The sequence below is a fragment of the Nocardia sp. NPDC102475 genome (assembly GCF_055584605.1).
The window spans coordinates 1-21,796 of record NZ_JBVJLS010000049.1; the positions used below are offsets into that span (position 1 = coordinate 1).

Consider the following 21,796-nt stretch of genomic DNA (forward strand, 5'->3'; position numbering starts at 1 on the left):
TGCCTCAAACGCTATGTGACGCGCCAGATCTACCGAACACTCAGACAGGTCCCCGAGACGGCTTGACAAACATAGAAGCCTCCCGGGATGTCCGGCGACCTCCACGAAATCGCCGCAGCACTCACCCGAGAACCACACCCAGACATCCGAGAAGTCCCCCGCTCCCGGCTTCCAGACGATCGCCAGTTCGGCATCGCCACCAACGGGGCCGGACCATGGGCTTACCGGCCAAGCCCGTCCGGGTTTGCCGTCGAGGGCGCCCCTGGCCGTCGGGCGCCGTCGAGGAATATCGTCGCGGCTGCGTCGGCGGCTTGTTCGGGTGTGATGACATTGCCGATAGTCAGCCACAGCGCACGTTCCAAGATCGCAGAGAACATTTCGAACAGTGCATCGCCGGGTAGGTCCTCGCGCAGCACGCGGTCACGGAGGCCGCGGGTCAGGACCTCCCGAATGGGCGCGATCGTCCGCTGGACGGCCTCGGGGTCGTAGAAGTCGCCGCTTTGGCTGATCACCGCCGCATACTTGGCACCTTCACGCAAGAAGACGGCGATGATCCGGGCGACGGCGCGGTCGGCCGGAAGTTCGTCGAGATTCGCTGCGGCGAATGCGTCCACGAGGTCGCTGATACCGACTTCCGAAAGGCTGCGCAGGAGCGCTTCCCGGGTCGGGAAGTGCCGGTACACCGTCGCGCGACCTACCCCGGCCTCGTCGGCGATCTCCGCCATCGTGGCGTCCGGCCGCCGTCCCAGTATCCGGACGGCGGCGTCGAGGATCGCCGATCGGGTCAGCGCCATCGCAGCATCAGACTTCACCATTCCACGAGCCTAACGCCTCATGACGAGACATATGCGTCTCGTAAGCGTATAAATTGTTCTCATGACTGTGAGGCAGCTGGGCCGTACGGCGGTCCGTATCTCCCCTATCGGCCTCGGTGGTGCGCAGTTCGCGGGCGGCGGGCGCGGCTCGTTCTTTCCGGCGCTGCCGCAGGAGCAGGTCGACGCCATCGTCGACGCGGCCGTCGCCGGCGGCATCACCTGGTTCGACACCGCCGAGGGATACGGGCGCGGCCGCTCCGAGCGCGCCCCTGCCGCCGGACTTACGCATGCGGGAGTGAGCCCGGACGAAGTCACCGTTGCCACCAAGTGGACGCCGTTGGGCCGCACCGCACGCAGCATCGAGCGCACCATCGGCGACCGGATCGAGTGCCTGGCACCGTTCCCGGTCGGCTTGCACCAGATTCATCTCCCCCGCGGCAGCATCTCGCCGATCCGTGCCCAGATGCGGGCGATGGCACGCCTGGTCGAGGCGGGCACGGTCCGAGCGGTCGGTGTCAGCAACTTCTCGGCCGAGCAGCTGGAGATCGCGCATGCTGAACTCGCCGAGCGCGGGATCCCGCTGACCAGCAACCAGGTCCAGATCAGTCTGCTACACCGCAGGATCGAAACCGACGGCGTGCTCGACACCGCACGCAAACTCGGCGTCACGCTCATCGCCTACGTCCCCCTGCGCAGCGGGATTCTGACCGGTAAATTCCACGCCGACCGAGCGCTGGCCGCTCGCCAGCCCCGCCTACGCCGACTGATGACCGGCATGTCCGGCCGGGCCCTCGATCGCACCGCTCCCCTGATCGATGCATTGCGCGAGATCGCCGCTGACCACCAAGCCACCCTCGGCCAGATCGCGCTGGCTTGGCTGATCACCTACTACGGCGACACCGTCGTCGCGATCCCCGGCGCTACCGAACCACGCCACGCTCGGGAGGCGGCCGCGGCAATGCGCCTCACGCTCACCGCCGAGGAAACCGAACACCTCGCGGAGGTGTCCACCGCAGTGAGCCGCTGACCGTTTCCGTTGTGCCGCAAACGTTTCCCGCCCAACCGGTCAACGCCGGTTCCGTTCCGATACAGAGGAAAGAAGTCGTATGACGACGAATACCGTGCCCGAAACGGGCAGTGACAAGCTCGACCGCGGGGTCTTGATGGTCGCTGGTGTGGTGGTGCTGGGCGCCATCATGTCGGTCCTGGACACCACCGTGGTCAGCGTGGCGCTGCCCACCTTCCAACAGCAGTTCCACGCCTCCTACGCCACCGTCGCCTGGACGGCGACCGCCTACACCCTCGCGCTTGCGACCATCATCCCGGTCACCGGATGGGCAGCCGACCGGTTCGGGCCCAAACGCCTCTACCTGACCTCGATCGCACTGTTCGTCGCCGGTTCAGTGTTGTGCAGCATGGCCTGGGACATCGGCCCGCTCATCGCGTTCCGTGTGCTGCAGGGCCTCGGTGGCGGCATGCTGATGCCGCTCGGGATGACGATGATGACCCGCGCCGCGGGACCGCAGCGCGTCGGGCGGGTGATGGCCGTACTCGGGGTACCGATGCTGCTCGGCCCCATCGCCGGGCCGATCCTGGGTGGCTGGCTCATCCAGGCCGCGAGCTGGCACTGGATCTTCCTGATCAACCTGCCGATCGGCGTTATCGCCTTCGCCGCCGCACTGCGCGCCCTGCCCGCCGACCAGCCGCAGCCCGGTGAGTCCTTCGACTTCCTCGGCATGGCACTGCTCCGGGCTGGCCTTGTTCCTCTACGGCGTCTCCTCGATCCCCTCCGCCGGCACCGTCGCGGCCACGAAGGTCCTCGTCCCGGGCATCGCCGGGCTGGTCCTGGTCTCCGCCTTCGTACTGCACGCACTGCGCAAGGACCATCCGCTGATCGATCTGCGGCTGTTCACCAATCGCAACCTGACCATCTCGATGATCACCGCGACCCTGTTCATCATCGCGTTCATCGGCAGCATGCTGCTGTTCCCCAGCTACTTCCTGCAAGTACGCGGACAATCCACCCTCAACGCAGGACTGCTACTCGCACCGCAAGGACTGGGCGCCATGGTTACCATGCCACTGGCCGGGAAACTCACCGACCGCACCGGCCCCGGCAAGATCGTGCTCGCCGGAATCCTCCTCATCGCAGCAGGCCTCGCCGTATTCACCCAGGTGAGCGCCACCTCGTCCTACATCCTGCTGCTCGGAGGACTGTTCGTCATGGGACTCGGGATGGGCATGACCATGATGCCGATCATGTCCGCCGCCCAAGCCAGCCTCACCGACCACCAGATCGCCCGCGGCTCCACCCTGATGAACATCATCCAACAGAGCGGCGGCTCCATCGGCACCGCGATCATGTCCGTCGTCCTCACCAACCAGGTCCTCGCCGACCCCGCCGCCACCGCCTACAACGCCGTCACCCAAGGCGCAGTCCCCGCCGACCAGGTTCCCGCCGACATCCTCACCCACGGCCGCACCGCACTCGCCACGGCCTTCGGCCACACCTACCTCGTCGCACTGATCCTCATCCTGTGCTGCCTGATACCAGCCCTGTTCCTGCCACGACGAAAAGCCACCGACCAAGTGGCACAACACAACAGCCAACCGTCCACCCACACCCTGCACTGAAAGGACTTCGACATGAGCGAGCGCCAGGAGATGCCGTGCACCGCAGTGGTGACGGGTGGCAACAGCGGGATCGGTGCGGCCGTGGCAGAGGCCCTCGGCAAGAAGGGATACAAGGTCTGGATCGCCGGCCGAAGTGCGGAAAAGGGCGCGGCCACCGTTGCGCGGCTTCGCCCTCATTGCCCTGCGGGAATCGAATTCCTGCCGTTGGACGTCACGCAGTTCGCGGAAATCGAAAGGTTCGTCCGCGTTCTCAAGCCGCAGCTGGGCGGGCGACTGGACGCGCTCGTTCACTCTGTCGGGGTGGTCGGCAACTCGAAACGGGTGGTGAGCACCGATGGCCTGGAGGAAGGCTGGGCGACGCAGTTCTTGGGCCGCTATCTCCTCACCGAGGCTTTCACGACCGAACTCTCGAACAGTGATGACGGCCGGGTGGTCTTCGTCGGCGCGCAGGCGCCGAAGAATCCGCGCCTGTTCGAGGACGACCCATCACTCGAGAAGAATTACACGGTCATGCGCGCGATCGGGCAGAACCAGTCGGCCTGCGTGCTGTACGAGCAGATGTACGCAGCAGAACACCCGAATGGCCCCGCCATCAACGGAGCGGCAGCAGGTTTGGTCAGAAATACTGGCATCAACCGCTCACTGCCCGGCTTTATCCAGGTGATAATCAGAGGCATACTCGCCGTCATCGGGATCACCGTTGAGCAATCGGCAGCGAATTTAGTGGCACTTGCCAGCGACCCAGCACTCCGGGGCGTCTCCGGGTACTACTTTTCGAAGCCTCGAAACCTCGAGAAACGCCGGAAGCTGGCATACGACGAGGAACAAGTGGCGTCTCTACGCCGCGTGCTCGCCAACTATTCGACGGTGAGAAATGCCTTGCTCACGGCTTGACCCATCGAAAACCGAAGCAGCACAACAAACCCGCAAGACCAATTCAGTGTTGGACACGGCATAGTCGTTCATCGACGCTCGTTCCGTCGACGGCACGCGGCCCGGTCGCTCCGTCCGGAGAGACCGCACCACCGGACGAGCACCGGGTCCCCCTCGCGCACGTTCCCCGCATCCTCGATGTCGGTCCGATCACGGAACGTCGTCACGCGGCGCGGCTGCCCTGATCACTCGACCGCCCGGGTCCCTGCACGCCCCATGGACAGCGCTTATCGGCGTTCGAACTCGGCGGCGGTACGCAATCGCGCTGCACAGGATGGGATCGCGCCCCTCGGAGGACGTCGATCCGATCCTGCTCGAAGTCGGACCGGCGGAAAGCCCGTAAATCCCTTCGAACAGGGCATCCGACGTACTGTTCGATTCGGTGCAACAGGTCGAGATGCCGTGCTGGCACCGCGGCAGCGTCGTCCTGATCGGCAATGCCGCTTGGTGCCTGACCCTCCACTCCGGCATGGGCACTTGGAGCGGCATCGCGGGAGGCTGATCGGCACCGACCGACGCGGAATCAGATGAGCGTAAACACGGAACTTATTCAAGGAAAACACCGAAAACAAGCTGGGAAAATGCGTAAGGTCGTGCAACGATTTCCGCAGGATCACCGAGGAGCCAACGATGTCGAAGATCTCGCGCTCAACCATTTCCGTCGGACTAGTTGGCGGTCCGCGGTAAGGATAGACACCTTCGGCCTCCTGAAAACAATTATTGATGCGATCACCGGACCGAAATGCCCGTTAGCCGATGATAACCAGGTTCAGTCCATCAAGGCGTGTTGGAATCTCCATCGATTGCCGATGGCATGGGCGCGCCGCCGCACGGGCCTCAGCGTGGGGGTTGCCGGTCGATGCGGCGGGCGAGGGTGGACAAGGTGGTGTTGACGAGCAGGTAGATCGCGGCGATGAGGATATAGACGGGGATGGCGTATTGGCCGCCGAGGTATTCGACGGCGACCCGGCCGCTGCGGAGCAGTTCGGTGTATCCGATGATGAACCCGAGCGAGGTCTCTTTCACGATGGTCACGAGCTGGCTGATCAAGGCGGGCAGCATGATTCGTACCGCTTGGGGGATGAGGACGATGCGGAAGGTCTGTGCTTTCCGTAGGCCGATCGCTGCGGCGGCCTCGCTTTGGCCGCGGGGTAGCGAACGGATGCCGGCGCGGAAGATCTCACTCAGCACAGCGCTGTTGTACAGGGTTATTCCGATGGTGAGTGCCCAGAATGTCGGCACGACGATGCCGAGCCGCGGTGCACCGAGAAAGATGAAGAAGATCAGCAGCAGCAACGGCAACCCGCGGAAGATCTCCACCCAGACCCGCACAACCGCGCGCAACACCCGATTCTCCGAAAGACGCAGGGCCGCAAGCAGAATACCGACCACAACCGACAGCACGATCGCGGTGAGCGCGCACCAGGCGGTCGCGGCCAGTCCGGTCAGCACGCTGCGCATGAGGTCGCGGTCGAGCAATACCTCCCACAGGTGGGGATCGAGTTGGCGGTGGGTGGCTAGCTGGTAGATGCCTGCGGCGGCGAGGATTACTGCTGCGGCGGCGCCGAGACGGCCGCCCAGGCGCACGCGCTGTTGGCCCTGGGGGCCGAGGACGTCGTACATCGCTGTTGTGGTGGTCATCGCGCGATGGCTACCTTTCGTTCCACGAGGTCGGCGATCAGTCCTGCGGGCACAGTGATCACCAGGTACAGGCCGCTGGTGGCGGCGAGAATCCACAGCACGGCGTCCCCGTTGTCGCCGATGGCTCCTTCGGCGCGGGTGAGTAGTTCGGCGACCCCGAATGCACTGGCGATGGCCGAGCTCTTGGTCAGTGCGATGAAGGCATTGATCAGCGGGGGCACCACACTGCGGAACGCTTGCGGTAGCACGATGTGGCGCATGGACGCGGAGAAGGTGAGCCCGATGGAGCGGGCCGCTTCGAACTGCCCGGCGGGGATGGCGTTGATACCGGATCGGATTGCCTCGCAGAAGAATCCGGAGTAATAGATGGTCAGCGCGGCGACTGCGGCGGCGAAGAAGGGGATCCGGATGCCGAGTTGCGGGAACCCGAACAGGGTGAAGAAGAAGATCACGGTGGTCGGCACGTTGCGGAAGATCTCCACATAACCGGAGCTGATGCGCTGCAGCAACGGGATCGGCGAGACCCGGCAGGTGGCCAGGACGGTTCCGCCGATCAGCGCGAGCACGGTCGACAGTCCGATCAGTGCCAGGGTGATCGCGAAACCGTCCAGCAGGGCGCCGGAGTGGTCGATGACGGCATGCATGACAGGTGTCCTCGAGACAGGAGAGAAAGTAGGGTCATCCGCACGGTTGCGGTGTCGGCAGCGTCGCCCGCTGCCGGGTGTAGCGGCCGAGGCTGTCGGCCCAGGCGCGGTCGGCGGATCCGTCGGCGTAGAAGTCGGCGGTCACCTGATTGAGGAATTCGCAGAATGCGCCGTCTCCCTTGGTAATTCCCACCGCCCACCGCTCCTTGGCGAAGGGTTTGCCCAGCAGTTCCAGGTCGGTGGCGTTTTTGCTGACATACCCGGCCCCGATGGGGCCCTGGGTGGCCATGGCATCCACGGAGCCGTTCTTCAGCGCATCGATGCATTTGGAGGAGACGTCGAATTCGACGAGGTTCGCCTCGGCGAATTCCTTGCGCAACGCGGCCGAGACCGCGCCGCCCAGTGTCGAACACACCCGGATACCCCGGGGTGTCTGCGGATCGGTGATGGCTTTCGGGTTGCCGAGCGGTACCACCAGGTCGTTGGGGACATCGAGGTAGGCACCGCCGAAACCGACCACATTCTGCCGTTTCGGAGTAACTGAGAACGTCGACACGACGACATCGACCTTGTTCTGCTGCAGCAACTGCTCGCGGCTGGCGGAATTGCCCTCGATCCACTCGATCCGTTCCGGCGGCACCCCGAGCCGCCCGGCGAGGTAGCGGACCAAATCGATCTCGAACCCTTCCTGGTTGCCGCGCAGGTTACGCGCCGACAGTCCCGGATGGTCAAAGCGGGTGCTCACCCGCAACACCCCTGCTCGGGCGATCCTGTCCATGCTGGTGCCCGCTGGGAACCGGGGTGACTGTGCGACGGTCGGCGAGAGGCCTGTGGCCACCGTGGACTGGGTGCCGAACAACGCGACTGCGCCGATGGCCAGCGTGGTGATGATCGGAGTCAGCGCTGTTCGTGGGATTTTCAACATTCGTAGCCCTTCCGCGGCGCTCACTGCAGGACCTTCGACAGGAAGTCGCGGGCCCGCTCGGATCGGGGTTCGGCGAAGAACTCGGCAGGCGGGCCTTGTTCGACGATGCGGCCTGCGTCCATGAAGATCACGCGGTCGGCGGCCGAGCGGGCGAACGCCATCTCGTGGGTGACGACGACCATGGTCATCTGGGAGTCGGCGAGTTCCTTCATCACATCCAGTACTTCTGTCACCATTTCCGGATCCAGGGCCGAGGTCGGTTCGTCGAACAACAGCACTTTCGGCTGCATCGCCAGCGCTCGCGCGATGGCGGCCCGCTGTTGCTGACCGCCGGACAGTTGCGCGGGCATTTTCTGCCCTTGGTCGCCGACACCCACCCGCTCGAGCAATCGGAGCGCGGTCTCCTCGGCGGTCTTCTTTGCGACACCGAGCACTTTGAAGGGGCCGAGCATGACGTTTTGCAGCACGGTCATGTGCGAGAACAGGTTGAACGACTGGAACACCATGCCAACCTCGGCGCGCAGTCGCGCCAATTGCCGCCCCTCATGCGGCAATTCGACGCCGTCCAGCAGGATCCGGCCGGAATTGATCGGTTCGAGGCGGTTGATGGTGCGGCATAGGGTCGACTTTCCCGATCCCGACGGCCCGATCACCGCGATCACTTCGCCGCGCCGGATGTCGAGGTCGACATCGGTCAACACGTGGTGGCTGCCGTAGTACTTGTTCACCCCCTCCAACCGCACCGCTTCCGGTGCGGCTGCCGTCCGCGATGGCGACGGCGGCATCGGGTCGGCGGTCGACTGCATGGCATTCCTCCAACGCTGCTGATAACCCGGGGCTCGTGGCAATAGCCGGGCTACATGTGATCCCGGTCATCTCCGGGGTGTCGTGAACCTAACACAAAAGACTCGGATCGGCCACCAGATGGTTTTTGTAGACCACTAGATGGTTCACTGCTACGGTCGAGTGCACCACACAGCTACTCCTGGTGGCGGCACGACACCGCAGAAAGGCACTTCGGATGACATTGCTGGACGGGATCCGCGTCCTGGATCTGACCAACGTCCTCGCCGGGCCGTACGCGAGCTATCAATTGGCACTCATGGGGGCCGACGTGATCAAGGTCGAAGTACCCGGCATCGGCGACCTGGCTCGCCAACTCGGCGCGGACACCACACTGTCCGATCAGCGGCTCGGCGCCTCCTTCGTCGCCCAAAACGCTGGAAAACGGTCCATCACAGTCGATCTCAAGAACGAATCCGGCCGCGGCGTGTTCGACCGGTTGCTGGAGACCGCCGACGTGCTCGTCGAGAACTTCCGGCCCGGCGTCCTCGCCCGGCTGGGCTACCCGTGGGAATCGCTGCGCGCCCGCAATCCGCGGCTGGTGTACTGTGCGATCTCCGGATTCGGTCAGACCGGTCCCATGCGGCACCGTCCCGCCTACGACCAGATCATCCAAGGCCTGTCCGGGATGAGCGCGGTAACCGGCACCGCCGAGACCGCACCCCTGCGGGTGGGCGTGCCTATCTGTGACACGCTCGGCGGCATGGCCGCGGCCATGGCGGTCACCGCCGCTCTGACCGCACGCGCCCGCACCGGCCATGGCACCTGCCTGGACGTGTCGATGCTGGATACGGCGTTGACCGCGATGGGTTGGGTGGTGTCCGACTACCTTATCGCCGGCCGCCGTCCCACCCCCCACGGCAACGAAAACCCCACCGGCGCACCGTCGGCCACCTTCTGCACCGCAGGCGGCGACCTCAATATCGCGGCGAACAAGCAGGAGCAGTTCGAGGTTCTGTGCAAGCTCATCGGCCGCGAAGACCTCATCGACGATCCCCGCTTCACCCACCGCGACGACCGCAAGATGCACCGGTCGGAATTGCGCGTCGAACTCGAGTCCGCGCTCGCCGCCAAACCCGCCACCGAATGGGAACCCCTGCTCAATCAGGCCGGCGTCCCCGCGGGGCTGGTGCTCGACGTCAGCGATACCCTCGAACTCGATCAGATCGTGCAACGCTCGCTGATCCACGAGGTCGAACTGCCCGACCGCGCGGTCCGGGTGCTCGGCAGCGGATTCCACGTCGACGGCGAACCACTCGCCCCGGCCACGCCCCCACCCACACTGGGCGCCCACACCGACGAACTGCTCACCGAACTCGGGTTCAGCGCCGAGCAGATCGCCGAACTCCACGAGAAGAGCGCGATATGACCACCAGCCACGACACGACGACCGTCGCCGACATCACCGAATGGTGGCGCACCGATATCAGCGACATCTCCCCCGGTGTCATTCGATACCACGGCTATCCGATCGAAGATCTGATCCCCACCACCTCGTATGCCGCCATGGTCTGGCTCATGATCCGTGGTGAGACACCCACTCCGTGGCAGGCGCGACTGCTCGACGCCGCACTGGTCGCAGCGGTCGACCACGGGCCGCAAGCGCCGTCGATCGCGGCGGCACGCATGGCAGCCACCTGCGGCATCGGGCTCAACAATGTGCTGGCCACCGGCGTCGGCATGCTGGGCGATGTGCACGGCGGCGCCGGCGAGCAATGCATGGCGCTGCTGTCCGAAATCGTCTCCCAGACAACCGATCCCACTGAACTGCGACCGGTTGCCGACCAGCTCGTCGCCCGCTGTCGGGACCAGGGACGCTACGTACCAGGATTCGGTCACCGATTCCATCCGCGCGACCCGCGACGAGATCCGTTGCTGTCGCTTGTGGCGCAGGCCCGGGTCGACAATGCCGTCGCCGGAGACCATCTAGCGGCCGCGCTCGCACTCGAGGCCGCTCTCGCTGCCGGACGCGCCCGGCCCGTTCCGATGAACATCGATGGGGCCACGGCCGTCGTCTACGCCGAACTCGGCTTCCCCCCGCCACTGGGCCGGGGCCTGTTCGTGCTGTCACGCTCGGTCGGCATCCTCGCCCACGGCTGGGAACAGATCCGCCAAGGCGGACGCAACAAAGGCCCTATCCCTCGCACACTGCTGCCCGACTACACCGGCCATCCTCCACGAACGGCACCGCATGGGACCGCATAAGCACTCCCCACTCCCGGACCCCAACACCTGGGGACTCTTCGAGACTGCGCCCGAACGAGGCATGGCCAACTATGCCGGGCCCGAGCAGGTTCGCGCCGCCGCCGATCTCGTCCGGCGCGGCGCGGTCTTCGGCCTCGACTACCCCCTCGACACCTTCCAGCCGCCGCTCGCCGCCGCTCGCACCGCCCCCGACCACCACATCGTCGCCCGCCACCGCGACCATCGCGACGACTACCTCGACGGATTCTGGCTCCAAGCCACCACTCACCTGGACGGCCTGCGCCACCGCCGCCACGCCCGCCACGGCTTCTACAACGGCGTCGCCGACGAGGCCGTCACCGCCCACACTCCCACGCTCGGCATCAATCGCTGGTCCGAGCACCCCATCGCCGGACGCGCGGTGCTGATCGACCTCGGCCGATACCGCGACCGCCGCGACGACCCGATCAACCACCGCGACGGCGAACCCCTCGACATCCAACTGCTCGACGACACCCTTGCAGCACAAGGCACCGAACTGGCCCCCGGCGACCTGCTCCTGATCAGAACAGGCTGGGCCCAATGGTTTCTCGACCAAGCCACCGACCAAGACCGCGCCCACGTCCGAAACACGAAGCGCTGCACCGGTATCGCCCAGACACCCGAGGCCGTCGGCTGGTTCGCCGCTCACCGGATCGCACTGGCAGCCTCCGACACCTTCGCCCTCGAACGCCTACCCGCCATCGCCGGATCCCCCTACGGCGGTGATACCGACCACGGCATGATGCACCAGGAACTCATCGCCCTGCTCGGACTCCCCCTCGGCGAACTGTGGAAACTCGACGACCTCGCCCACGACTGCGCCACCGACGGCCGCTACGAATGCCTGCTCACCGTCAAGCCTCTCAACCTCACCGGTGGCGTCGGCTCACCCGCCAACGCCACCGCCATCAAATAGCCATCCCGCACAGGTGACTCGAGCGATCCGTAAGGTGATTCCGGTACCAGTGCCCGCGCCGGAGGAGATGTCGCCAGTGACCGTGAACGCGAATCCAGCGGGATCGGCCGCCACCGACACCGGCGTCCGTGCCGTAACCAGGGTCATCGACCTCCTCGAACTGTTCGACTCCGCGCATCCGACTCGCTCGATCAAGGAACTGGTCGAGGGCACAGCCCTGCCGAAAACCACAGTGGTGCGCCTGTGCACGACGCTGTGCGCACGCAGCGTCCTCACCGCCCGCACCGACGGAACCTACAGCCTCGGTCCGGAATGGCTGCGCTGGGCGCGCCTGGCCGGACGCACCTGGACACCGCCACAACAGGTCCTCGACCTCATGCGCGAACTCAGCAACGACACCAGCGAAACAGCGAACCTGTATATCCGCCAAGGACTGTCCCGGATCGTCGTAGCACAGTGCGAAAGCAACGCTACCGTCCGCAGCGTCATCCCGATCGGCGTCCCCTACCCACTGTGGGCAGGCGCAGCAGGCAAAATCCTGCTACAAGCGACACCTGAACTGATCGACGACGTAGCCGCCGACTCCCCGCACGGCCCCGCCTCAGCCCCGCACCTCCGAGAAGCCGTCGACACAGCCATCCGCCAGGGATACGCACTCGCCCATGGCGAACGAGAACTCGGAGCCTCAGGCTTGTCGTTCCCCATCACCGACACCCACGGCCGCATCGTAGCCGCACTCACCATCGGCGGACCCACCAGCCGCTTCACCGACGACCGGCTACCCCACTACATTCAAGCCACTCGCACAGCCGCAGAACAAATCTCGCGCCTCGGACTACCAGGCCTCGACTGACTCGTCCCGCTGCCGGTGGAGACGCGTATGTGTGCCAGATACGACTGAAAGACCAATACTCGATGCTGCAGGACGCCGTCTGCAAGCACGTCGACATCGCGAACGCGATCGTTTTCGGCAACGTCGAAGCTGTGATCAAGGCCGTGGCCGACCACATGTCCAATGCCGCTGATCTGCTGGAGCGTGTGAGCGCCGATTGTGCGTAGCCACCCTTCCGGTCTGCTGTCGTGGGTCTCGTCGCGTGGTCTGGCGTTTCAGCTCGAACAATTTCCCGGAGATCCCATCTGACCGACGCCCCGGCCCATGGTCCAGCAGCCGCCAAAACCCCCTCCACTCCGCGCTTCTCAGTCGGGGGCCATCGCCCCTGAGGCCACATCCACGGATCGGGCCCGCGATGTCGGGTGACGAAATCTGGCTGAGTTCACTCGAAGTCTCCCAACGGTTGAAGATCCCGCTGAAGACGCTGGCGTCGTGGGCCAGCGCCGGTCGCGGCCTGCGCTTCGCCCGAATGGGCCGGTACCGCTAGACGCGTCTATCCGCGTATCGGAGAGTCGCGTCCCCGACCTCAGCCACCGTCGCCGAAGCCCCCGGCCGCGTTCGGAACCGGCAGCCCTGACCCGCGACCCGAGCAAGTTCAACTGCGCGAATCCGGAGAAGGTCGGGCAGCAGACGGGCCGCGGATAGTTTCGATCGCTGCCGAGTAGTCCGACAACGAAGAGTCCACTCACTGGTCCACGGCACTTTGCGGTCGCCTCGAGAGAGATCAGACTGTTCGACACCAGTGAGCGCCGAATATAAGGAGCCCCGATGAGTTCTGTTCTGGGTTCGGCTGGAGGCATCGATATGATTTCTCCAGCGCCCGAAGTCCAGACAGCGACCAGGTCCGCGCGCCGCGGGCCGCCGCTGCTCGTGTTCCTTTTCGCGCGCATTGCTCGAGGGCTCGTCGTGCTGTTCACGCTATCGATCCTCGCCTTCGGCGTGGTTCACCTCATTCCGGGCGATCCGGCCGAGACGCTGGCCGGCCCGTACAGCGACGCCGGCACTCGCGCTCAGATCTCGCGGGACCTCGGTCTCGACGGTTCGTCGATCTCGCAGTATCTGCGGTGGATCGGCAACGCACTCCGGGGGGACTTCGGCATCTCGTATGTCAACGGCTTGCCGGTCAACGAGCTGATCATGGCGCGGATCCCGAACACTCTGCAGTTGGCCGTCGGCGCCACGCTGATCTCAGTGATCTGGGGCGTGTCGTTCGGGCTCGTCGCGGCGATGAAGAAGGGCCGTCCCTTCGACTGGTTCACCCGAGGCGCAACCTTTCTCGGTATGGCGACACCGGTATTCGCGTTCGGTGTCGCGCTGGTGCTCCTCGCCTCAGTGGCCTTCCCGACATGGCCGACACTCGCTTTCGTTCCGTTTTCCGAGAATCCGTCGCAGAACCTCGCGAGCATGGTGCTTCCCAGCCTGGCGATCGGCCTGCCGCTGGGCTCGACGATCTGCAGGTACATGCGGACCTCGATGCTCGAGGTGTACGACCACGACTTCATGCGAACGGCGCTGGCAACCGGTAGTACCCGTTGGCAGGCGACGATTCGCCACGGCTTCCGAAACGCCTCTGCACCTGTAGTCACGATCGCCGGCCTGCAGATCGCCGGGATCGTCGGCGAATCCATTTTGGTGGAGAACGTCTTCGCGATTCCAGGTATCGGTCAGTTGACGATCACGGCGATAAACAACAACGACTACGCCGTGACGCAGGCTTGCATCCTGTTGCTCGGCACAGTGTACGTCGTGATGAATCTGATCGTGGACCTGCCGTATCCGTTGATCGACCCCAAAGTAGGTGCGTCCAGATGACAATCGGTGAAACGGGCACGGCCAGCTCTCGAAGCAAGCTCCGCCCTTCGCTTCTGGTGCGGTTCCGAGCAGCCCTCATCGCTCGGCCCGGACTCTCCTTCGGACTTCTCATTCTATTGGCGCTCTTTGCCATGTCGATGCTCGTCGGCGTCATCCGTCCATTCACAGCGACCGAAGTGGCCGGAATACCTTTCACTGGGCCCAATCCGATCAACTGGCTGGGCACCGACGAGTTGGGACGCGACTACTTCGTACGCGTGTGTGTGGCCGCGAGGACATCGCTGACTATTTCGGTGTGCGCGGCATTGATTGCACTCGTTGTCGGCTCTGCGATCGGATTGCTCGCTGGACTCGAAGGCGGCAAGGTGGACGCGGTGCTCATGGGCGCCATCGACCTTCTCGTGTCGCTTCCTTCGATCATCGTCGCACTCGGCGTCGTGGCGGTCTTCTCGCCGACGATGACCACGCTCATCATCGTTCTCGCCGTTGTGTCCGTTCCGAACTTTGCCCGCGTCGTTCGGTCGCGCTGTCTGGAACTTCGAGAACGCGAGTTCGTCATGTCCGCCCGCGTGTCCGGAGTCTCCACGATCCGCATCGCCATCAGGCATCTTCTTCCGAATGTATGGACGGTCATGATGGTTCAGGTCTCCAACACTGCCGCGATCGTCATCTTGATGGAATCGGGATTGAGCTACCTCGGACTCGGCGTTCAGCCACCGACGCCGAGCTGGGGAAAGATGATCTCCGAATCGCAGAGTTACATGGTCGAAGCGCCGTGGCTTCCGCTCGTTCCCTTTATCGCCTTGCTCATCACCTCTTCCGCATGGGGTCTCATCGGAGAGGGGTTCGGATCGAACCGCACAGTCGCTCGATGACTGTGCAGCACGGCACGGTCCACCCCTGATTTAGTTCTCACGCCTAACGAAAGTCAGTCCCATGAAGCTATCCCCTCGGCGATCGAAGTCAGCAGTCTTGGCCGAGGAATTTCCCAGGTCGTCAGCAGGTACCGCACGCTGACCCGCGATCTCCATTTCGTCGTTCTGGTACTGGTGTGCGGCCTGGGGCGGGCTGTCCTGTGGGCATACATCGCCGGCTCGTCGTTCGTGATGCAAGACCAGTTCGGGCTCGACCCCGAGCTGTACGGCTTCGCCTTCGCGACCGGCGCCGTGGTGTTGATCGGTGCGTCACAACTGAACGTCGTCCTGCTCGATCGATGGTCCCCACTTCGCATCAGTGTTGGCTCGCTCCTGGCGAGCACCATCGTGGGTGTGGGCTTCATCGCCCTGGCGGCCACCGAAACCGGGGGCTTCCTCGGCTTCGCCCTACCGGTCCTCACCTTGCTCTGCGCGACCGGCTTCGTGATGCTGACGGGACCCCGTGAGTCGGTCCACCTGATCCGGCCCCCGGAGAGTGAGCCAGTCTTACGAGATTCGAGACTCTGGTTGGGTTGCGTGCCACAGCATTTCATACTCGTCTGGGCTGATGTGGCCGAGGTAGCTGTGGAGACGTTCAGTGTTGTAGAAATTGTCGATCCAGTCGGCCATTGCGATGGTCAACTCAAGGCTCGTGGGCCACTTCCTGGTGTTCAGCAACTCGGTTTGCATTCGCCCCCAAGAACGCTTCGATGGCGGCATTGTCGAAGCAATCGCCCACGGTCCCGAAGGAAGGAATCAGATTGTGTCGGCGGAGGTTTTCTCCGAACGACCACGATGTGAACTGCTCAGGCTCAACCGGTGGTCGCAACACCCGAGGTCACGGAGGGTGTTGTGGGAAGGCCATCGGACTGGATGCGGGAGGTCACCGGACGAGCGCCGATGAGGTCACCAGGGGCTCCCGGCCATCAACGTTCGGTGGAACGCCTGTTCTGGGACAAGATCGCCGAGGGCCTGCTGCCGACGGAAGCTGGTGTGGCGGTGGGGGTCTCGCCTGTCAAGGGCACTCGATGGTTCCGGGATGCTGGCGGGATGTCACCGTACTCCTGGAATCGACCCGGCAGCCGCTACCTGTCGTTCGCCGAGCGGGAAGAGATCGCGCTGCTCAAAGTGCAGGGCAAGGGCGTGCGGCAGATCGCGCAGGTGCTGGGCCGCAGCCCGTCGACGATTTCGCGTGAGTTACGGCGAAACGCCGCGACCCGCGCAGGCAAGCTCGACTACCGCGCATCGGTTGCCCAGTGGAAAGCCGAGCTGTTCGCCAGAAGGCCGAAAACCGCGAAACTCGTTGATAACCAACAACTCCGGGATTACGTCCAGCAGCGCTTGTCGGGGCGGATCACCGATGCGAAGGGTAGGGTCGCCGCCGGCCCGGCGATCAGAGGGTGGACCGGCCGCAACAAGCCGCATCGGGCGGACCGGCGATGGGTTCAGGCGTGGAGTCCGGAGCAGATCTCGAGGCGGCTGCGGATCGATTTCCCCGACGACGAGTCGATGCGGATCAGTCACGAGGCCATCTATCAGGCGCTTTACATCGAAGGGCGCGGCGCGCTCGAGCGCGAGCTGATCTTGAATCTGCGCACCGGGCGCGCATTGCGCATGCCCCGCGCCCGCTCCAAGCGCGTGGCCTGGGCGCATGTCACTCCCGATGTTCTGATCGGGCGAGCGCCCCACCGAAGTCGACGATCGTGTGCGCCCGGGTCATTGGGAAGGAGATCTGATCATCGGTACCGAACGCTCGGCCATCGGCACCCTGGTCGAGCGAACTACGCGGTTCACAGTGCTTGTCCACCTGCCTCGCGAGCGCGCGTGGGGCAAATCCGCGCCGGTGAAGAACGGTCCGGCGCTCAGCGGCTACGGAGCGTCATCGATGAACAAGGCACTGACGGCTGCGCTGAGCAAGCTCCCTGAGCAGATGGTGAAGTCACTGACCTGGGACCGGGGAAAGGAGTTGTCGGCCCACGCGGCACTGACAGCGAAGACCGGGATCCCGATCTTCTTCGCCGACCCGCACAGTCCCTGGCAGCGAGGAACCAACGAGAACACGAATGGCCTTCTGCGGCAATACTTCCCGAAAGGAACTGACCTGTCACGGTGGACCGGACGGGATCTCGCCGCAGTCGCGCACACACTCAACACACGCCCACGAAAGACGCTCGGGTGGCGCACGCCGGCCGAGGCGATGAACCATCACCTACAATCTCTCCAAATTACAACTGTTGCGACGACCAGTTGAATCCGCCCTGAGTACCGTGGTCGGCATGCAATATGGCGCCGTGGTATCTTTTCCGTTCCCGGACGGCCATGTTCACCGCATTGTTTACCAATGCCGTGTCCGGGACCGTCGAAAACGACCTCCCGACAATCTTCTTGCTGAAGCAATCGAGAATCGCGCAGCAGTAGACTCTTCCGTCACGAGTGGGGTGCTCGGTGATGTCCGTGCACCACAGCTCGTTCGGTTGGTTCGCGATGAACGCGCGGTTCACCAGGTCAGATGGCGTGTGAACACCCAGGAGGTTCGGTTTCCGCCCCTTCTGGAGCGGCAGACCCGAGAGCTGCAACTCACCCATGATCGAGTGGATCAGCTTGTGATTAACCACCATGTCGTACTCGCTCAGTAAAGCGGCCTGGATCCGTCGTCGCCCGTATGTTCCACGAGAACGCAGGTGAATCTTGCCGATCTCGTCGGCGACAATCGTTCGCCGCAGGGATCGAATCGAAACTGCCGGCTTGCGTAAGCGATGAAAGGTGGCCCGGTTCAATCCGACGATACGGCAGGCCGCTCGGCCCGAATGCCCTCGCGCGATCAACCTTTCGGCGATCGCGTATTTCCTTTTGGGGAGATCACAGCCTGCTCGTCGAACAATTCGCATGCATCCCGAGTGAGTTTCAGCTCGGCCTCCAACTGGGCAATCCGGCGATGCGCGAAGGCCAACTCGTCGGCTTCGACGCTCGGCACGCCTTCACGGACTCCCGCATCGACGAGCGCCTGAGCTTTCCACTTGAACAGTGTCGCCGCGGAAATCCCTGTCTCAGCAGCGATCTCGGCGACCCGTTCCCCAGCGCGCAGTCGCGCACACACCTGCCGGCGCACGGACTGCGGATACGATTTCGGCAACATGACCTCCTGACGGTCAGTCTGCCTCAACTCTCACAAGGGTGGTCTCCCCTCCGGGGGCCGGATCAGGTGGTCTCGTCATCGGGGACCGCTCAAAGCCGAATCGCGCTACGCCAGTGCGACATTCGCCGCCACTATCGGCAACAAGCGGATACGCCAGCGGCGAGCAGCCGTTGACCGACAACGCCGAGGGCGGCCGCGAGTGGACCGCCGAAGAACTGGCCTACCTCGATAAGATCCAGGAACAATTGGCCGGCCCCCTCTCGGAACGACAGCTCGCAATACTGCGCCGCTGGTGGCACGGAGGCTACGCGTCAGACCAATGAGTGGCCCGTGCCGACTGTAACCACTGCGCTACAACGAGGATCCTTCGCGCCCACCGATCATCACATCGATACGATCCGGTCCACGGCGGCTCACGCAACGAGCCTCCCGCTACCCCGCGGCGGCGTGATACTGCTCGCGATGCTCGATCCAAGGCCGTTGGCGCTGTTCATCACTCATCGCCAACAACTCACGCAACTTCACCCACGCCACCTCATCAACCGGGGTATAAACCTGCATCCACGCATGCGGCAACGCAGGCAAACTCATGCTCGTCAAGAACATCTCCAACTCCCCCACCGCCAAATTCCGGATCTGCTTGGTCCGACTAGCCGGAACAGCGACATCATTACGAGCCCACAAAGAAGCGAAAGTCTCACTCTCCGCGCACAATTCGGAGACGAAATCCTCCCAACTCGGATCACCCAGATTCTTCACATACGAACCACGCAGATAACCCACCATGCGCCGCAAGTCATCCCAATTATGGTGATAGGTATTGCAGCACTCCGGAGTCAGGAACACCCGACGAGCCACATTCCGCTCCCCCTTCACAAAACCCGGACACAGTGCCTCATAGGACTTATTGTGCGCAAGCACGTCATAACGCGGACTCAACACCACACCCGGCAACGGCTCCAAATGATCCAAAATCACCTGAAGCTCCTCCGGCAAAGCCGTACCCGCATGTGCAGTAGGCACCGTCGGCACATCCGCCAACCGATACAAATGCGCCTTCTCCGCAGCATCCAACGACAACGTCCGCGCAACCGAATTCAACACCTGCACACTGACATTGATGTTCCGCCCCTGTTCAAGCCACGTATACCACGTAATCCCTATCCCAGCTAATTGCGCGACCTCCTCGCGGCGTAGACCTGGCGTTCGCCTCCGCGGGCCTGGGGGAAGCCCTACATCCTCCGGTGAGATCCTGGCGCGACGTGACTTCAGGAATGCCCCCAGTTCGGAACGTCGCGCTTTGCGCACCGCCTGCACATCAACCACATCGCTCATGCCATCATCCTCGTGCACTTCCGTAGAGGTATCCAGGTGCCACCAGTACCAGCATCGGCTACGACGCCTCCAAATGACACGAACGAGGGCAGAACGTCACGTCGCCACGAAGGCGGTCAAGCAACAAGGCGTTCGATCTTGACCGTATCCACACCAGCTCCGACACCGAATCCCCGACGCTTTCCAGCTGCAGATAGGAGCGTCACCTTGATCAACGAGCGGATGATATCTCGCTTCGCCTCCAGCGGTGTCACGTCAGGATCGCGCCACCTCGCACGTGCATCAACCCCGGCCGCCGCTGCAACATGTGGCATCGGCAGTGCAGTCTGAGCACGCCGCTCTGCGGCCTCGATCAACGGGGCCTTCTTCGCTTTGTACAACGCAATGTCGCTGGGAGACAAGTCCGCGTCTATGGCCTCGCTCAACTATTTCTCATACGCGTCCCGCAGTTCACGTGAATCCCGCCGGGTTTGGTGCTCACCTCCTTTGTTGAGGAGGATGGGCAGACCATGCCATCGAAGTATGACGAAGCGACCAAGGCCAAGGCTGTGCGGCTGGTTGTCGATCACCGCGACGACTACGACAGCGAGTGGGCCGCGATCAAGGCGGTCTCGGCCCGGCTGGGCATGACCGCGGAGACCCTGCGCAAGCGGATCCGCCAGGGCGCGGTCGACGCGGGTGAGGCCGAGCCCATCTCGACCGAGTCGGCGCGGGTGATCCAGGAGCAGAAACGCAAGATCACCGAGCTGGAGCAGACGATCGAAATCCTCGAGGCCGCAACGAGTTTCTTCGTGCGGGAGGGCGACCCGCGACGCGGGTAATCTGTGCGTTCATCGCCGAGCACCGGGCTCGGTTCGGGGTCGCTCCGATCTGTCGTGCGCTGACCGCGCACGGGTGCAAGATCGCCCCGAGAACGTTTTATGCGTGGCTGTCGCGGCCGCCGTCGAAGCGAACCCTGTGGACACAGCGGTGACCGAGATCCTGGCCGGGATCTACGAATGCGACGACACTGGCCGGCGGGCACCGGAATCGCTGTATGGGGCCGAGAAGACCTGGGCGCATCTGCAACGCCAGGGCATCCCGGTGGCCCGGTGCACGATCGAGCGGCTGATGCATGCCAACCGCTGGCGAGGTGTGGTGCGGCGCAAGAAGATCCGCACCACCGAAGCGGACCAGGCCGCGTCTCGTGCACCGGACCTGATGGATCGCCAGTTCCGGGTGTCGGCACCGAACCTGCTGCTCGTCGCGGACTTCACCTAATGTCCGGTTGGCGACGGGGATCGTTCGTCTATACGGCGTTCGTGATCGATGCCTACGCGGGGCGGATCCTGGGCTGGGAATGTTCGACCAGCAAGGCGACCGCGTTCGTGAATTCCGCGATCCGCCAAGCCGCCGCTGTTCGTGAGCGTGAGGGAAATCCATTGGTGGGTAGCACGATTCATCATTCCGATGCCGGGTCGCAATACACCTCGGTGCGCCTGGGTGAGACGTTGCTGCTGTCGGGGATGGTTCCATCGATCGGGTCGGTGGGCGACGCGTTCGATAATGCATTGGCCGAGACCACAATTGGGCTTTACAAGACCGAAGCGGTCCGCGACGATTCTCCGTTTCGTCGGGGCCCGTTGACCCGGCTCGCCGACGTCGAGCTGCTCACTGCGGACTGGGTCACGTGGTTCAACGAGTCACGGCTGATGCACCGGCTCGGTCGCAAACCGCCGATCGAATACGAGGCCGACTACTATGCACACCGCGCCGGACAACCGGCCGGTGACAGATAAACAGGTGCGCACCGGACCCGGGGGGATTCAACGCGCCTCCGCCAGCGCAGCGACCGCGTCATCGTCTGTACGAGCCCAGCAACTCAGGATCCTCGAGGCGGCGCAGAACGACTTCTTCGACGATCCCATCAACCATGTCAGCCTTACGACCCACGCAGCCATTCGGCCGACAAACATAAAAACGACGCTGGCCTGGATAAAGCCGCGACACAACAGTTCCGCCACATTTCCAACACCACGGGATGCCGGACAACAACCACCTAGGGAGTGTTTAAGAAGTGAGTTGATGCCGGTGTCGCTGCCACGAAATCGCTTGTAGGCGTTAGGTGTTGGCGTGTCGCTGCCGGGAGAT

At 63.9% G+C, this 21,796-nt stretch carries 21 protein-coding genes and 3 pseudogenes; 13 read left to right on the forward strand and 11 right to left on the reverse strand.

The window, feature by feature from the left end; genetic code table 11:
* Positions 1-221: 221 nt before the first annotated feature.
* Positions 222-815 (reverse strand): TetR/AcrR family transcriptional regulator, encoded by a 594-nt coding sequence (locus ACZ60G_RS43230; RefSeq protein WP_465818111.1) that lies wholly within the window; start codon positions 813-815, stop codon positions 222-224.
* 61 nt (positions 816-876) lie between these two features.
* On the opposite strand from ACZ60G_RS43230, the gene ACZ60G_RS43235 reads away from it, so the two are divergent.
* The 3 genes and pseudogenes from ACZ60G_RS43235 (at position 877) to ACZ60G_RS43245 (ending at position 4,343) form a co-directional block, all read left to right on the forward strand.
* A complete protein-coding gene (locus tag ACZ60G_RS43235; protein ID WP_465818112.1) occupies positions 877-1,842 on the forward strand; it encodes an aldo/keto reductase in 966 nt (321 codons plus the stop codon).
* Between the two features lie 79 nt (positions 1,843-1,921).
* Positions 1,922-3,449 (forward strand): annotated as a pseudogene (locus tag ACZ60G_RS43240) (DHA2 family efflux MFS transporter permease subunit).
* 12 nt (positions 3,450-3,461) lie between these two features.
* On the forward strand, positions 3,462-4,343 hold the full coding sequence (locus ACZ60G_RS43245) for an SDR family NAD(P)-dependent oxidoreductase (protein WP_465818114.1): 882 nt from the start codon (positions 3,462-3,464) through the stop codon (positions 4,341-4,343).
* A gap of 876 nt (positions 4,344-5,219) precedes the next feature.
* Here the strand turns inward: ACZ60G_RS43245 and ACZ60G_RS43250 are convergent.
* The 4 genes from ACZ60G_RS43250 to ACZ60G_RS43265 are packed head-to-tail and all read right to left on the reverse strand — an operon-like array spanning position 5,220 to position 8,377.
* Entirely contained in the window at positions 5,220-6,023 is an 804-nt protein-coding gene (locus ACZ60G_RS43250; protein ID WP_465818116.1) for an amino acid ABC transporter permease, read from the reverse strand.
* Positions 6,020-6,667 carry an amino acid ABC transporter permease gene (locus tag ACZ60G_RS43255; protein ID WP_465818117.1) on the reverse strand — a complete coding sequence of 216 codons (648 nt, stop codon included), beginning with the start codon at positions 6,665-6,667 and terminating at the stop codon, positions 6,020-6,022. Before ACZ60G_RS43255 ends, ACZ60G_RS43250 begins: the two co-directional genes overlap by 4 nt.
* A 34-nt stretch (positions 6,668-6,701) precedes the next feature.
* Positions 6,702-7,616, reverse strand: coding sequence for a glutamate ABC transporter substrate-binding protein (locus ACZ60G_RS43260; RefSeq protein WP_465818119.1), 915 nt, complete (start codon positions 7,614-7,616; stop codon positions 6,702-6,704).
* Positions 7,613-8,377: an amino acid ABC transporter ATP-binding protein gene (locus tag ACZ60G_RS43265; protein ID WP_465818144.1), complete on the reverse strand. Its 765-nt coding sequence runs from the start codon at positions 8,375-8,377 to the stop codon at positions 7,613-7,615. Before ACZ60G_RS43265 ends, ACZ60G_RS43260 begins: the two co-directional genes overlap by 4 nt.
* A gap of 236 nt (positions 8,378-8,613) precedes the next feature.
* Between ACZ60G_RS43265 and ACZ60G_RS43270 the strand changes: the two genes are divergently transcribed.
* The 8 genes from ACZ60G_RS43270 (at position 8,614) to ACZ60G_RS43305 (ending at position 15,156) form a co-directional block, all read left to right on the forward strand.
* On the forward strand, positions 8,614-9,804 hold the full coding sequence (locus tag ACZ60G_RS43270; protein WP_465818121.1) for a CaiB/BaiF CoA transferase family protein: 1,191 nt from the start codon (positions 8,614-8,616) through the stop codon (positions 9,802-9,804).
* Positions 9,801-10,640, forward strand: coding sequence for a citryl-CoA lyase (locus tag ACZ60G_RS43275; RefSeq protein WP_465818123.1), 840 nt, complete (start codon positions 9,801-9,803; stop codon positions 10,638-10,640). The genes ACZ60G_RS43270 and ACZ60G_RS43275 overlap by 4 nt, the downstream gene beginning before the upstream one ends.
* A 61-nt stretch (positions 10,641-10,701) precedes the next feature.
* Positions 10,702-11,577, forward strand: coding sequence for a cyclase family protein (locus ACZ60G_RS43280; protein ID WP_465818125.1), 876 nt, complete (start codon positions 10,702-10,704; stop codon positions 11,575-11,577).
* A 76-nt stretch (positions 11,578-11,653) separates the two neighbouring features.
* Complete coding sequence (locus ACZ60G_RS43285) at positions 11,654-12,430, forward strand: IclR family transcriptional regulator (RefSeq protein ID WP_465818127.1); 777 nt, start codon at positions 11,654-11,656, stop codon at positions 12,428-12,430.
* A gap of 62 nt (positions 12,431-12,492) precedes the next feature.
* On the forward strand, positions 12,493-12,636 hold the full coding sequence (locus ACZ60G_RS43290; protein WP_465818128.1) for a hypothetical protein: 144 nt from the start codon (positions 12,493-12,495) through the stop codon (positions 12,634-12,636).
* 188 nt (positions 12,637-12,824) lie between these two features.
* A complete protein-coding gene (locus ACZ60G_RS43295; RefSeq protein WP_465818130.1) occupies positions 12,825-12,956 on the forward strand; it encodes a hypothetical protein in 132 nt (43 codons plus the stop codon).
* A gap of 281 nt (positions 12,957-13,237) precedes the next feature.
* Positions 13,238-14,281 carry an ABC transporter permease gene (locus tag ACZ60G_RS43300; RefSeq protein WP_465818131.1) on the forward strand — a complete coding sequence of 348 codons (1,044 nt, stop codon included), beginning with the start codon at positions 13,238-13,240 and terminating at the stop codon, positions 14,279-14,281.
* On the forward strand, positions 14,278-15,156 hold the full coding sequence (locus tag ACZ60G_RS43305) for an ABC transporter permease (protein WP_465818132.1): 879 nt from the start codon (positions 14,278-14,280) through the stop codon (positions 15,154-15,156). The genes ACZ60G_RS43300 and ACZ60G_RS43305 overlap by 4 nt, the downstream gene beginning before the upstream one ends.
* Positions 15,157-15,702: 546 nt before the next feature.
* On the opposite strand, the gene ACZ60G_RS43310 is transcribed toward ACZ60G_RS43305, so the two are convergent.
* Positions 15,703-15,915: an integrase core domain-containing protein gene (locus ACZ60G_RS43310; protein WP_465818133.1), complete on the reverse strand. Its 213-nt coding sequence runs from the start codon at positions 15,913-15,915 to the stop codon at positions 15,703-15,705.
* Between the two features lie 153 nt (positions 15,916-16,068).
* On the opposite strand from ACZ60G_RS43310, the pseudogene ACZ60G_RS43315 reads away from it, so the two are divergent.
* A pseudogene (locus ACZ60G_RS43315) lies at positions 16,069-17,446 on the forward strand (IS30 family transposase).
* On the opposite strand, the gene ACZ60G_RS43320 reads toward ACZ60G_RS43315, so the two are convergent.
* From ACZ60G_RS43320 to ACZ60G_RS43335, 4 genes are all read right to left on the reverse strand, one after another.
* On the reverse strand, positions 17,421-17,972 hold the full coding sequence (locus ACZ60G_RS43320) for a DDE-type integrase/transposase/recombinase (protein ID WP_465818135.1): 552 nt from the start codon (positions 17,970-17,972) through the stop codon (positions 17,421-17,423). The pseudogene ACZ60G_RS43315 and the gene ACZ60G_RS43320 overlap by 26 nt on opposite strands.
* 44 nt (positions 17,973-18,016) lie before the next feature.
* Positions 18,017-18,331, reverse strand: a complete 315-nt coding sequence (locus ACZ60G_RS43325; protein ID WP_465818137.1) for a transposase — start codon at positions 18,329-18,331, stop codon at positions 18,017-18,019.
* 432 nt (positions 18,332-18,763) lie between these two features.
* On the reverse strand, positions 18,764-19,666 hold the full coding sequence (locus ACZ60G_RS43330) for a helix-turn-helix transcriptional regulator (protein ID WP_465818138.1): 903 nt from the start codon (positions 19,664-19,666) through the stop codon (positions 18,764-18,766).
* A gap of 116 nt (positions 19,667-19,782) precedes the next feature.
* On the reverse strand, positions 19,783-20,091 hold the full coding sequence (locus tag ACZ60G_RS43335) for a hypothetical protein (protein ID WP_465818140.1): 309 nt from the start codon (positions 20,089-20,091) through the stop codon (positions 19,783-19,785).
* Between the two features lie 84 nt (positions 20,092-20,175).
* Between ACZ60G_RS43335 and ACZ60G_RS43340 the strand changes: the two are divergent.
* A pseudogene (locus ACZ60G_RS43340) lies at positions 20,176-21,444 on the forward strand (IS3 family transposase).
* A 27-nt stretch (positions 21,445-21,471) separates the two neighbouring features.
* On the opposite strand, the gene ACZ60G_RS43345 reads toward ACZ60G_RS43340, so the two are convergent.
* A partial coding sequence (locus ACZ60G_RS43345) for a hypothetical protein (RefSeq protein WP_465818142.1) occupies positions 21,472-21,796 on the reverse strand: 325 nt, incomplete at its 5' end.